12 protein-coding genes are annotated in these 12039 nt (G+C 59.0%); 8 read left to right on the forward strand and 4 right to left on the reverse strand.

Annotation, left to right across the window (positions count from 1 at the left end):
* Position 1 precedes the first annotated feature (1 nt).
* From J2T60_RS02295 to J2T60_RS02310, 4 genes are read left to right on the forward strand one after another with little or no spacing between them, the layout of a single operon-like run.
* Positions 2-331 carry a YbaB/EbfC family nucleoid-associated protein gene (locus J2T60_RS02295; RefSeq protein ID WP_253444859.1) on the forward strand — a complete coding sequence of 110 codons (330 nt, stop codon included), beginning with the start codon at positions 2-4 and terminating at the stop codon, positions 329-331.
* A gap of 9 nt (positions 332-340) precedes the next feature.
* On the forward strand, positions 341-937 hold the full coding sequence (recR, locus tag J2T60_RS02300) for a recombination mediator RecR (RefSeq protein WP_253444862.1): 597 nt from the start codon (positions 341-343) through the stop codon (positions 935-937).
* Positions 938-967: 30 nt separating this feature from the next.
* A complete protein-coding gene (locus J2T60_RS02305) occupies positions 968-1315 on the forward strand; it encodes a histidine triad nucleotide-binding protein (protein WP_253444865.1) in 348 nt (115 codons plus the stop codon).
* Positions 1300-1929 carry a M15 family metallopeptidase gene (locus J2T60_RS02310; RefSeq protein WP_253444867.1) on the forward strand — a complete coding sequence of 210 codons (630 nt, stop codon included), beginning with the start codon at positions 1300-1302 and terminating at the stop codon, positions 1927-1929. Before J2T60_RS02305 ends, J2T60_RS02310 begins: the two co-directional genes overlap by 16 nt.
* Before the next feature lie 12 nt (positions 1930-1941).
* On the opposite strand, the gene rsgA is transcribed toward J2T60_RS02310, so the two are convergent.
* The gene (gene rsgA, locus J2T60_RS02315) at positions 1942-2859 is read right to left on the reverse strand and encodes a ribosome small subunit-dependent GTPase A (RefSeq protein WP_253444871.1); all 918 of its coding nucleotides are present in this window, start codon (positions 2857-2859) and stop codon (positions 1942-1944) included.
* A 74-nt stretch (positions 2860-2933) separates the two neighbouring features.
* On the opposite strand from rsgA, the gene orn reads away from it, so the two are divergent.
* The 4 genes from orn to J2T60_RS02335 all read left to right on the forward strand — a co-directional run bounded on the left by orn (position 2934) and on the right by J2T60_RS02335 (position 6794).
* A complete protein-coding gene (gene orn / locus J2T60_RS02320) occupies positions 2934-3500 on the forward strand; it encodes an oligoribonuclease (RefSeq protein WP_253444875.1) in 567 nt (188 codons plus the stop codon).
* A complete protein-coding gene (locus tag J2T60_RS02325) occupies positions 3500-4105 on the forward strand; it encodes a DUF938 domain-containing protein (protein ID WP_253444877.1) in 606 nt (201 codons plus the stop codon). The genes orn and J2T60_RS02325 overlap by 1 nt, the downstream gene beginning before the upstream one ends.
* An 8-nt stretch (positions 4106-4113) precedes the next feature.
* Positions 4114-5070: a threonine ammonia-lyase gene (locus tag J2T60_RS02330; RefSeq protein WP_253444880.1), complete on the forward strand. Its 957-nt coding sequence runs from the start codon at positions 4114-4116 to the stop codon at positions 5068-5070.
* Between the two features lie 134 nt (positions 5071-5204).
* Complete coding sequence (locus J2T60_RS02335; protein WP_253444883.1) at positions 5205-6794, forward strand: bifunctional GNAT family N-acetyltransferase/carbon-nitrogen hydrolase family protein; 1590 nt, start codon at positions 5205-5207, stop codon at positions 6792-6794.
* Positions 6795-6809: 15 nt separating this feature from the next.
* On the opposite strand, the gene J2T60_RS02340 is transcribed toward J2T60_RS02335, so the two are convergent.
* The 3 genes from J2T60_RS02340 to J2T60_RS02350 form a co-directional block, all read right to left on the reverse strand.
* On the reverse strand, positions 6810-9818 hold the full coding sequence (locus tag J2T60_RS02340) for an ATP-binding protein (protein ID WP_253444886.1): 3009 nt from the start codon (positions 9816-9818) through the stop codon (positions 6810-6812).
* A gap of 81 nt (positions 9819-9899) precedes the next feature.
* On the reverse strand, positions 9900-10445 hold the full coding sequence (locus tag J2T60_RS02345) for a hypothetical protein (protein WP_253444889.1): 546 nt from the start codon (positions 10443-10445) through the stop codon (positions 9900-9902).
* Positions 10442-12037 (reverse strand): aldehyde dehydrogenase family protein, encoded by a 1596-nt coding sequence (locus J2T60_RS02350; protein WP_253444891.1) that lies wholly within the window; start codon positions 12035-12037, stop codon positions 10442-10444. Before J2T60_RS02350 ends, J2T60_RS02345 begins: the two co-directional genes overlap by 4 nt.
* Positions 12038-12039: the final 2 nt, after the last annotated feature.

The raw sequence follows: 12039 nt of genomic DNA on the forward strand, positions 1-12039 counted from the left end.
CATGAAAGGTGGATTGGGTGGTCTGATGAAACAGGCCCAGGAAATGCAGGAACAGATGAAACAGGCCCAGGAAGAGCTGGGTAAACTGGAAGTCATCGGCTCCGCAGGTGGTGGCATGGTGGAGGTGACGCTGACGGGCAAGCACGAAGTCCGTTCCGTGAAGATTGATGACAGCGTGGCCGGGGACGACAAGGACATGTTGGAGGATCTGGTGGCCGCTGCCTTTAACGATGCGGTTCGCAAGGTGGAAGCGGAAACCCAGGAGAAGTTCTCGGGGATGGCCGGTGGTCTGGGGGGCATGATGCCGCCGGGCATGAAACTGCCGTTCTGATTCAAGCCCATGTTCTCACGTCATGTGGATGCGCTGATCGATGCATTCCGGGTATTGCCCGGTGTGGGGCCTCGCTCGGCCCAGAGAATGACCTTCCACCTGCTGGAGCGGGATCGGGAAGGCGGTCAAGGCCTGGTTGAAGCCCTGCAACGTGCCCTGGAGCACGTGGGGCAATGTCGCCAGTGCCGCATGCTCAGCGATGAGGATATCTGTGGTATCTGCCGAAGTGAACGCCGGGACGCTTCCCTTCTTTGCGTGGTGGAGAGTCCAGCAGATGTGATGGCCATTGAGCAGGCCACGGATTATCGGGGGCGATACTTCGTGCTGATGGGGCATTTCTCGCCCCTGGATGGCATCGGGCCGGATGAATTGGGGCTGGATCTGCTGGAACAGCGTCTGGACAGTGGGGAGGTCGCCGAGATGATTCTGGCCACCAACCCCACCGTGGAAGGCGAGGCCACGGCCAGCTATCTGATGGATATGGCTCGCAGCCGCAATGTCCGAAGCAGCCGTATCGCCCATGGCGTTCCCATTGGCGGGGAGCTGGAATACGTGGATGGCGGAACCCTGTCCCATGCCTTCCAGGGGCGACTGGAAATCAAGTAGGGTCAAGCAGAAACCGTGAAGGGAGCAAAGATGAGTGACGATACCATTTTCGGCAAGATTGCACGGGGCGAAATGGATGCCGACATCGTGTATGAGAACGAGCGGATCGTGGCCTTCCGGGACATCAACCCCCAGGCCCCCACTCATGTGCTGATTATTCCTCGCAAGTCCATTCCCACCCTCAATGATATTGAGCCGGATGATGCTTCCCTGATGGGAGAGTTGTTCCTCGCTGCCAAGGAAGTAGCGCGGCTGGAAGGCTTGTCCGAATCCGGCTATCGTGTGGTGATGAACTGTGGTGAAGGGGCAGGGCAGAGTGTTTTTCATGTCCACCTGCATGTCATGGGTGGGCGTAAACTGAAGTGGCCGCCTGGCTGATGCGCTTTTTGTTACTCGCGCTCTGGCTGGCGCTGACCTCGAGCGTGGCCCTGGCCGGTGAACGCCAGACCCTGGAAGGGCAGTTCGAGTATCTGTCACACGTCGCCAGCAGTCATCAGCTACTGGGCATTCCCGCCCGTCGAGCCGCCGATTATCCCCTTTCCCTGCAATGGGAGGCGGAGGCGCTCGTGTCCGTGGGCCGAGGCCTTCACGGCCGAGAGCATTTTCTGGCACCCGAAGCGGCTGTGGCCTGGCGGGCGCTGTCTAATCGAGCGCGATCGGAAGGGCTGGCCCTGCATCTGGTTTCCAGTTTTCGCTCGGTCAATTATCAGACACGCCTGATCCAGCAACGTCTGGATGAAGGTCGTTCCCTGGAACGGATTCTGATCGGAACTGCACTGCCTGGCTACAGCGAGCATCACAGCGGTTGTGCCATTGACCTGGCCACTCCGGATAAACCCACGGTGCGCCAGTCATTCCGGGAAACCGAGGAATATGCTTGGCTACAGGCCCATGCCGATGAGTACGGGTTTCGTGAAAGTTATCCTCTGGGCAATGATAGCGGCTTGATCCCGGAACCCTGGCACTGGTTTTTTGAGGCCTGTGAACGTTGACTGGGCGGTGGCCTAGAGAAGGTCGGGATTTCTTTCCTTGAGTTGCCGCATCTGTTCCCGAAGGCGGAGGTAGCTCCGGTAGCGGCGGGCGCTGATCTCCCCGCTCTCCACGGAAGCACGCACCGCGCAACCGGGTTCCGCATCATGCTGGCAGTCGTTGAAGCGGCAGCCGACACTGGTTTCACGAATTTCCCGGAACAGCCCGGCCACTGATTCCGGCGCGATGGGCCAGAGGTGGAAGTCCCGTACCCCTGGGGAGTCAATGATTCCACCGGCTCCGCTGGGCAGGTCATGCAGGTAAGCGGTGGTTGTGGTATGGCGTCCCTCACCGTGTTTCTCGGAGATGGCTGCGGTTCGGGCTACCGATTCGCCCAGCAGGGCATTAAGCAGGGTGGACTTGCCCACGCCGGATTGCCCCACCAGGGCTGCGGTGTGTCGGGCCAGATGGGCAGTCAGGGACGACAGGCCATCCCCCCGGGCGGCGGAGACGGTAAAGACCGGATACCCCAGAGCTCTGAACTCGGATAACCAGTCCGGCGGGCCGTCCGGGGCCAGTTCCTCCTTGTTGAAGACCACGGCGGCATCCAGCCCCAATGCCTCGGCGGCGGCAAGGTAGCGATCCACAATACCCGGCTCCGGCGCCGGTTCGGGGGCGATCATGACCACCAGCAGATCCAGGTTGGCCGCCAGTACCTGCTTGCGGCGGCCCCCCCCGCTTTGCTTAGCCAGTTCCGATTGGCGAGGGAGGATTTCGCTGAGTACCGCCTCGTCCTTGTGGCCCAGCACCACCTGGACTCGGTCTCCGGCGACCGGGCGTAGCCGCTTGCCCTTGATGCTGCATTCTCGGGCCTTGCCATCGGCTAGTCGCACCAGGGCATGACTGCCGTAGCTGGCCAGTACCTGTCCCGGTTGTTGCTTTTCATGCCCCATTAAACTTGCCCCTTTACGGCGCTTGTGGCCTGTTAGAATGCAGACAAGCCTTTCACAATGAAATGGAGATTGTCATGGCTCAGGACGCGGAGAACCTCATCTGGATCGACCTGGAAATGACCGGTCTGGATACCCAGCGCGACAAGATCATCGAAATTGCCACCATCGTCACTGACAAGCATCTTAACACCCTGGCCGAGGGACCAGTGTTGGCCATTCACCAGCCAGCCTCCGTCATGGATGCCATGGATGAATGGAATACCCGGCAGCATGGCAAATCCGGTCTGACCCAGCGGGTGCTGGACAGCGATGTCACGGTGGAGCAGGCCGAGGGCGAGACCCTGAACTTCTTGCAGCAGTGGGTACCCGAGCGCAGCTCTCCCATGTGTGGCAATAGCATCTGCCAGGATCGCCGTTTCATGGCCCGGCTCATGCCGCGCTTGGAGGCCTACTTCCACTACCGTAATCTGGATGTGAGCACTCTGAAGGAACTGGCGCGTCGCTGGGCGCCCGAAGTGGCGGCCAGCTTCAACAAGGAATCCAGTCACCTCGCGCTGGATGACATCAAGGATTCCATTGATGAGTTGAAACATTATCGGGAGCACTTTCTTCGCATCGGTGTGCCCCATCTGGAGCCCTGATGAGCGTTGACATGGACCCGCCGGTTTCCCCGGCCTGTGAGCGCAACCGGGGCCCCATACTGGCGCATTTGCAAGCGGTATTCGACCAACCCGGTGAGGTACTGGAGATTGGCAGTGGCACGGGGCAGCACGCGGTTTATTTTGCCCGGCATCTGCCCCATGTGATCTGGCATGCCAGTGACCGGCCCGAGCATCATCCGGGGATCCGGGCCTGGATAGCAAAGACGGGACTTGCCAATCTGCGGGGGCCGCTGACGCTGGATGTGAATCAGGCTCACTGGCCCTTGCCCAGCGTGGACGGGGTTTTTTCCGCCAATACGGCGCACATCATGCACTGGCCGGAAGTAGAGAAGCTGTTTTTCGGCACCGGGACTTGTCTGCGAACGGGGGGTGCCTTCTGTCTCTATGGGCCCTTCGCCTATGACGGGGTACATACCAGTGAGAGCAATCAGCACTTCGACGCCAGCCTCAGACAGCGGGACCCGGGGATGGGTATTCGTGATCGATCCGATCTGGTGACTTTGGCTCGAAGTCATACCTTGATACTGGAGGCGGACCATGCCCTGCCGGCCAACAACCGGCTCTTAATCTGGCGAAAGGAGTAAGGAATCGTATGTCTTCCACCGTGACCTGGCCCAGCCCGGACTCCGTTCGCGAGGCCGAACGTCGAATTCGGCCCTGGATTGAAGAAACCCCGCTGCGTTGGGAGCTGGGTCTGGAGCGAGCATTGGGACGGCCGGTGGCGCTCAAGTGCGAGAACGAACAGGCGGTGGGGGCGTTCAAGTCCCGGGGCGCTTGTAACGCCGTGTTTGCACTGGACGATGCGGTGGCATCCCGGGGTGTGGCAACCCATTCCTCCGGTAACCATGCCGCTGCCCTGGCCCGGGCAGCGCATTTGCGGGGCATTCAGGCTCATGTGGTCATGCCCGAGGGGGCCGCGCGTCCCAAGCGGGAGGCCGCAGCGGCCTGGGGGGCGGAGATCGTCACCTGCCCCCCCACCATGGCGGGACGCATCCAGGCCCTGGCCCGGCTAGTGGAAGCCACGGGCGCCCATGTGGTTCATCCCTACGAGGACCATCATGTGATGTCCGGGCAGGGGACGGTGGCATTGGAATTGGAAGCCGCCCTTGAGCCCGGGGATACCCTGCTGGTCCCGCTGGGGGGGGGTGGCCTGATCAGTGGCATGGCCTGCTACCTGGCAGAACGCCAACCCGCCGTGAATATCGTTGGTGTGGAGCCGGCGGGCGCCGATGATGCTTTGCGTTCCTGGCAGGCCGGAAAGGTGATCGCGGTCGAGCCGAATACAGTGGCTGATGGCCTCAGAGCGACCATCGGACAGACCAACCTGGATATTGTTCGACGTCACGTGTCCAAGATTATAACGGTACCGGAAGAGGCGATCCGGGAGGCCATGGGCTTGATCTGGCACCATTCCGGCATGCGGGTGGAGCCTTCCGCCGCAGTATCGGTGGCGGCTCTGCTGGATAATGCCGCCCTTGCCCCGAATCGGGCACTCTGTGTGTTGACCGGTGGTAATGTGGAAGTGAATCGCTTCGATGTCTGGTCATGAAAACAGCGGGGAGGGTCGCTGACTATGCTGGCATGATCCTTCTGGCTCTGCTGCCGCCAATCTGGCGCCGAGCCATGGACCTCCGAGCCGAATAATACGGCCGGGAGGTTCTATATCTATGAAAGGAATGAGCAATGAGTGATAAGAATGACACGCGTGATTATGAAGAGCATCATCTTAAGCTACGCAATCTGAATCATGATGATTATGCCGATGTGGTGGAGATCATGGATCAGGTTTATGCCGGCATGGGGGGTGCCTGGGACCGGGATGAATTCAATGCTCTTTTGGCCCGGTTCCCGGAAGGTCAGATCGGCGTGGAAGACAAGGGAAAGATTATTGCCGCGGCCATCACCCTGATCGTGGATTACGGCCGTTATGGGGATCATCATAGCTACCGCCAGATTACTGGTAACGGTACCTTCTCCACTCATGACCCCAACGGGGATGTGATGTACGGGGTGGATGTCTTTGTTCACCCCGAATACCGGGGGATGCGTCTTGGCCGGAGACTGTACGATGCCCGAAAGGAGCTTTGCCGTAATCTCAACCTTCGCGCCATAGTGGCCGGCGGACGGATTCCCGGTTATCGGGCCCAGGCGGGGGATATCTCGCCGGAAGAGTATATTGAACTGGTCAAGCGCCGGGAGCTTCGCGACCCCATTCTGAGTTTCCAGCTGGCCAATGATTTCCACGTGCGGCGAGTGATCCGTGATTACATTCCGGATGATGATGCCTCCCAGGGTTTTGCGACCATTCTCCAATGGAACAATATCTTCTATGAGGACAAGAGTCCCTCGCTCATCGGCGAACAAAAAACCAATGTTCGGGTGGGGACCGTACAGTGGCAGATGCGCCGGGTGCGTTCACTGGATGAGCTGATGCAGCAAGCAGAGTTCTTCGTGGATGCCATGGGTGGCTACAATGCCGATTTTGTGGTCTTCCCAGAGTTGTTCAATGCGCCGCTACTGGGCTTCTTTGATCAGGGCAATCCGGCGGAAGCTATTCGTGGCCTGGCAAGCTATACCGAGGAGATAGCCGAGGAGATGCAGCAGCTTGCGGTTGCTTACAATATCAATATTGTCGGTGGCTCCATGCCTGTCTACGAAGATCAGAAACTTTACAACGTAGCCTTTCTGTTTCGAAGGGATGGGACCCAGGAGCGCCAGTATAAGCTCCATGTAACGCCAGACGAGAAAGCCTATTGGGGTACAGTGGGTGGCAGCTCGTTGAAGGTCTTTGATACCGATGTGGGAAAGATTGGCATTCTGGTCTGCTATGACTGTGAGTTTCCGGAACTGTCACGAATTCTCATGGACAAGGGCATGCAAATCCTGTTTGTACCCTACTGGGTGGATACCAAGAACGGTTATCTGAGAGTACGCCGCTGTGCCCAGGCACGGGCAGTGGAGAATGAGTGCTATGTGGCTATTACCGGCAGCGTTGGCAATCTGCCCAAGATCGAGAACGCCGATATCCAGTATTCCCAGACGGCCGTCTTCACACCGGCGGATTTCGCCTTCCCCCACGACGGGGTGGCCGCTGAATCCACACCCAACACGGAGATGACACTGATCGTGGACCTGGATCTGGAAAAGCTCAAGCAGCTGCGTAACGAAGGCTCTGTCCGAAACTTTCGGGATCGACGGCTGGATCTGTATCGCATCGACTGGCTGGGCCGGAATGAAGACGAGGAACGGGATCTGGGTGGCACCCAGCACTAGTGCTCCATTAGTGCTTCAGGTAGTGTCCTGTTGCCTCATCAGTTGACGGATCTTGCCCAGTAGTCGGCCAAAGTCGATGGGTTTGCTTTCATATTCATCGCAGCCGGCCTCCAGCGCCTGTTTTCGGTGGCTGTCCATGGCGTGGGCGGACAGACCGATGATGGGAACATGGTGCTGTCGTTTATTCGCTCGCAGTTGCCGCGTGGTTTCCCAGCCATCCATGGCCGGCAGACTCATGTCCATCAGGATTAGATCCGGGTGCTGTTCGGCCACCATTTCAAGGCAACGTTCCCCGTCAGGTGCCAGGTGCACCTCATAGCCTTCCAACTCCAGATGGCGGGCCAGCATATCGCTATTGACCGGGTTATCCTCCACTACCAGCAAGCTTCCCCGGGGTTGGCTTCCCAGGCTCGGAGCATTTTCTGCATGGTCACGGTTTTCCTGTCGCGTATTTTGGATCGTGTCATTATCTCCTTGGCTTGTATTGGCGGGCGGCTCCAAGGGTAGGGTAACTGTAAAGCGGGACCCATTGCCTGGCTGGCTCTTGACTGAAATATCACCGCCCAATAGCTGGCAAAGCCCCCGGCTCACCGACAGCCCCAGGCCGGTGCCACCGAATCGGTGGGAGATGCTCTCATCCGCCTGGGTAAAGGAATCAAAGACCCGCCGTGTCTGTTCCGGTGTCATGCCGATACCATTGTCCATCACTTCAAACAACAGATGATGTCCCTCTTGCCTGCTGTTCAGGCGGATTTCTCCATTTTCGGTAAACTTGGCGGCGTTCGCCAGGAGATTGAACAGGATTTGGCGGAGACGGACGGGATCGGTGTGGATTTTTTCAAGTGTCGGGTCCGTCTCTACAATCAGGCGGTTACCGTTTTCCTCCACCTGGGGCTGGATCATGCCGCAGACATCTTCCAGCAGTTGAGGGACTCGCGTTTCCACAACCCGGATTTCTGTTTTTCCCGCCTCGATTTTGGACAGGTCCAGCAGTTCGTTGATCAGGGTCAGCAAATGCTGTCCGGCTGAACGTATCCGCTGGGCATCACTAGTGAAGGCGGGTAGGGAACGACGATCCAATTCCCTGGTGAGCATTTCACTGTAGCCGATAATGGCATTCAGTGGTGTTCTCAGTTCATGGGACATGCGAGCAAGGAACTCGCTCTTGATGGCGTTGGCCTTTTCCGCATCTTCCACCGCCTGCTTGAGATTGCGCTCAGCGATTCGCAGGCGACAAATGGCCTCCTCGGCTCGCAGGTTTTCATCCTTAAGATGTTCCATGTGCCGGGCACGGCTCAGAGCGGAAATGGCATGCTCCCGAATTCGTGCGAAGCGTTCCGCATCACCTGGCCGGAAGGCAGACTGGTCTTCTCCATTGGTCAGCAGCAAAAAGCCCTGAATGCGCTGATCAATGGTGATGCTCATGGCCACCATGGAAACCGGGGGTGGTTTTACCCCCATGGTTTCTTCCTCGGTAATCGGTGGCCGGGGGTCATGCAGGAACACGCCTTCTGCAATTTCCTCCGCCCCTCGGCTATAGCGGTCCACCGCACTGTCATAGTCCAGGATAGTGGGATTGATTTCTGAGGAGAGAATCCCGTAGCTGCTGGCCACCTGAAAATGCCGGGTCACAGGATCCAGAACCAGAATCAGGCCTTGGTCCGAATTTCGGAAGAAGGACACCGTGCGCTGGAGCAACATCGCGAGCACATCACTGAAGTCTTCCCGGGAGTTAATGGCCGCTACAATGCTATCCAGGGTTGAGAGTTCCTTGTTCTTGCGTTCAATGGTGCGGTTGGCTCTGACCTTGAGCCGGTATCGGTTATAGGTAACGCCAATCAGCACCAGCATCAGGGCACTGCCGCCGATGGCGGTATTCCGGACCAGGGTGTCGAAACGGCGTTCCTCCTGAAGCAGGGCGATCTCTCTTTCCTTTCGGCTGGTTTCGAAGCGGGCGCTCATGGCCTCCATTTCCCGCTGGCGTTCTACATCAAACAACTCTGCTCGAAGCTCGCTGACTTTGCGGCTGTAATTCAGGGCGGCCTCGAAATCCCCTTGTTCTTCATTGAGCATGGACAGGGCGTTATAACCGACCCGCATCAGCTCCAGTGCATTGTGTTCTTCGGCAATCTCAATGGCATCATAGAAAAGACCCCGGGCCGTGTCCGGCTCCGTGGTGCGCTGGACTTGTGCCATGTTCAGCATGGAGCGGGCTTCGGAGACACGGTCGCCTACCTGACGTTGAAGCGCGACGGCTCGCTCCATCCATTCAAGGGCTTGTTCGGCTTGGTCCTGAAAGTGATAAAGAACGGCAATATTATTATAGGTTCCGGCCATGTCCCGTAGATTGCCGGTCCGTTGGCGGATGGCAATGCTGCGTTCATAGGCCGCCAGCGCTTCATCTACATTGTCATTCTGGCGCTGAAGGGTGCCTATATTGTTGAGCTGGGTGGCCATGCCGTCCAGGTTGCCGGCGGCCTCATGCTGGTCCAGGGATTGTTGGTAGTAGTCCAGGGCCCGCTTACTATCACCCTGAGCATCATGGATACGACCGATACGATTCAATGCCTCGGCCCGGCCACTCAGATTGCCGCTTTCCTCGAAATGGGCATAAGCCTGGTGAAATATCTCAAGTGCTTCACTGTACTGACCAGTGTAATAGAGGATCGCGCCCCGCTGGATGAGACTGTCGGCCAGACCATCAACATTGCCTGTCGCTTCAAAATGCGCTTGCGCATCATCCAGCAGGAGCAGCGCCTCGTCATAGCCACTCAGAACCTCGAGAGAACGGGCCATCTCGATACGAGCCAGGGCAGCTGTATCTTCATCGCCCTGGGCCATACTGTCTTCCAGAACATCACGGGACAGTTCCAGAGCATTGGCTGGCTCGCTATCCCTCAGCTCGGCGGCCTGATCCAGCCGCTCATCCGCCAGCAAAGCCGAAGGTGCGGTGGCAACGGAGAGCATGAAAAAAGCGATCAAGGGCATCCAGGCCATGCCTGATCGAGAAACTGGGTGGTGCATCCGCATCTTGTCTCCCTGGATGAAGGATGGCCATTATCTTTGGTATCCGACCACTGACAATACCATGGCCTGATTGTGCCATTACTGCAAGGGTTTACCGAGCCCCTGAAAGCCGAGGACCTGGACCTCCAAGATGGTGTGATTCCAGCGTTTGCGAACACTTTCCCCCGGCGGAATCGGAGGCAGAGGTAGGGGGTGGAAGCGGTCCTCTCCGGCCACTAGCTGCTCCGCCTGCAGGAAGAGTGGCCGATCCAGGGGGTTTTGTAATCGAAGTTCGGAGAAGAATAGGCCTTCTTCATTCACTTGCTGCAGTTTAATGCGAAATCGTGCCTCAGAGGGGGCAACAGCCGGTGCCCAACTGGGATGGATTCGCCCCGCCTTGTCTTCCATGAGTACAAGCGCATGTTGCTCCCCGCTAATCACGCTCAACCAGCCGCCGGCAAAGATGGGGCCGGCTGGCACCTGGACTGGATGGGGTTCGCCCGATTGATCCTGAAGCTGGATGACGGTGGCCGGGCGACAGGGTTGCCGCTCGCAGACACTGGACAGCATTTCCTCCCGGGGCGGCATTTGCTGGCAGGCCCCGAGCAATGACAGGCAGATCAAAAGGAACAGCCAACGATTCATGAACGCTGAAACAAGCTGGGCAGAAGTCGCAGGAAGCGGCCAAGGCCCTTGATGCGCGTTATCGGGCCCTGACCGTGGAAGCCGGTGACGGCCCCGGCCAGTCCTTGACGGGCGCGTTCACTGTAGGGAAACCACCAGGGTGCCCGTTGAGCCATGATCAGTCGTTCATCCACCACATTCTGCTCCCGGCTCATGCTCATGAAGCCGCTATAGCCATGGGTCCGTCCCAGTCCACTTTGACCGGGTCCCCCCCAGCTGATTTCCGGCATGCCGTGACTCATGAGGTGATCATTGAGAGTGACCGTGCCGGCCTTCAGACGTTGGGCAAGCTGACGGCCACGCCGGCGTTTGCCGGTCCAGATGGAGGCGGTCAGGGCGAAGGGGCCATGGTTGGCCTGGGAGATGGCTTCTTCCAGGCTGCTCACTTTCTGCACGGCAATAATCGGCCCGAAGGTTTCTTCCCGCATCAGGGCCATATCATCGTCAACGTCCGTCACCAATGTGGCCGGAAACCAGAAGCCGTTTTCAGGCAGCTGGGAGGACAGGGGAGACTGGGCCATAATGCGCGCCCCCTGGGCCACCGCGGCATCCAGTTGGCCCTGTACCTTGTCCCGTTGCTGCGCCGTGCTCATGGGACCCAGGTCCACGTCCGGATCGTCCGGTCGACCAACACGAATCCGGCTGACCTTCTCTGCCAGCGCTGAGACAAAGTCGTCATGGATCTTGTCCTGCACATAGATCCGTTCAATGCCGGCGCAGGCCTGTCCGCTGTTCTGGAGGCTGCCCCACAGGGCCCCATTCACACTTCTCGCCAGGGGTGCGTCGTCACAGACGATCATGGGGTCCTTGCCACCCAACTCGGCGCTCATGGGAATCAGGCGATCGCCGGCTTCCCGGGCCAGCAGCCGCCCCACGGGCACCGAGCCGGTGAAACAGAGTTTGTCCACGCCATGCCTGTCGTCCAGCAGGGCCTCACCGGCCGCCGATCCCGGCAGGATCAGATGCTGGAAAAGCCCCTCCGGTAGATCCAATTCGGCCACACCACGGCTCAGCGCCTCACCCACGGGAACCGTTTCCGGGGCGGTTTTGAATATAACTGCATTCCCGGCAAGCAACGCCGCACTGATTTCGTGCAGGGGGATGCCCAGGGGATAGTTCCAGGGCACGATAATCCCCACCAGCCCATGGGGCACATGGTGGATGCGGGTACGTTTGCCCAGATAGGCCGGATTGCTGAGCGCCGGCTTTGATTCGGCCAGCCAGCGGGGCGCCATTCGGGCGTAATAGCGAATGGCGTCGGCACCGGGCAGGATTTCGGTGGCGATGGCATCCTGCAAGGGCTTGCCGTTGCAGCTGGAGATGATCCTTGCCAGATTCTCCTGTTCCCGGGCCAGCCAGGCGGACAGGGGGCGGATCCGTCGGCTGCGTTCCCTGGCTGTCAGGGCGGCCCATTCCGGCTGAGCGGCGCGGGCGGCGGCAAAGGCTTTGTCCACGGCCGGTTGGGTCATCCAGGGATGTCGGGAGAGCACGCTGCCGTCACTTGGATTAAAGACCACGGCTTCGGTTTCGGTCTCCGATACCTTGCTGTCCATGG

Source organism: Natronospira proteinivora, from assembly GCF_024170465.1.
GTDB classification, from domain to species: Bacteria; Pseudomonadota; Gammaproteobacteria; order Natronospirales; family Natronospiraceae; genus Natronospira; species Natronospira proteinivora.

Coding starts and splice junctions, on each gene's coding strand:
- J2T60_RS02340 (WP_253444886.1), bottom strand. CDS start 9,818: ATGCACCACCCAGTTTCTCGATCAGGCATGGCCTGGATGCCCTTGATC.
- J2T60_RS02350 (WP_253444891.1), bottom strand. CDS start 12,037: ATGGACAGCAAGGTATCGGAGACCGAAACCGAAGCCGTGGTCTTTAAT.
- J2T60_RS02295 (WP_253444859.1), top strand. CDS start 2: ATGAAAGGTGGATTGGGTGGTCTGATGAAACAGGCCCAGGAAATGCAG.
- orn (WP_253444875.1), top strand. CDS start 2,934: ATGGCTCAGGACGCGGAGAACCTCATCTGGATCGACCTGGAAATGACC.
- recR (WP_253444862.1), top strand. CDS start 341: ATGTTCTCACGTCATGTGGATGCGCTGATCGATGCATTCCGGGTATTG.
- J2T60_RS02330 (WP_253444880.1), top strand. CDS start 4,114: ATGTCTTCCACCGTGACCTGGCCCAGCCCGGACTCCGTTCGCGAGGCC.
- J2T60_RS02345 (WP_253444889.1), bottom strand. CDS start 10,445: ATGAATCGTTGGCTGTTCCTTTTGATCTGCCTGTCATTGCTCGGGGCC.
- J2T60_RS02335 (WP_253444883.1), top strand. CDS start 5,205: ATGAGTGATAAGAATGACACGCGTGATTATGAAGAGCATCATCTTAAG.
- J2T60_RS02325 (WP_253444877.1), top strand. CDS start 3,500: ATGAGCGTTGACATGGACCCGCCGGTTTCCCCGGCCTGTGAGCGCAAC.
- J2T60_RS02305 (WP_253444865.1), top strand. CDS start 968: ATGAGTGACGATACCATTTTCGGCAAGATTGCACGGGGCGAAATGGAT.
- rsgA (WP_253444871.1), bottom strand. CDS start 2,859: ATGGGGCATGAAAAGCAACAACCGGGACAGGTACTGGCCAGCTACGGC.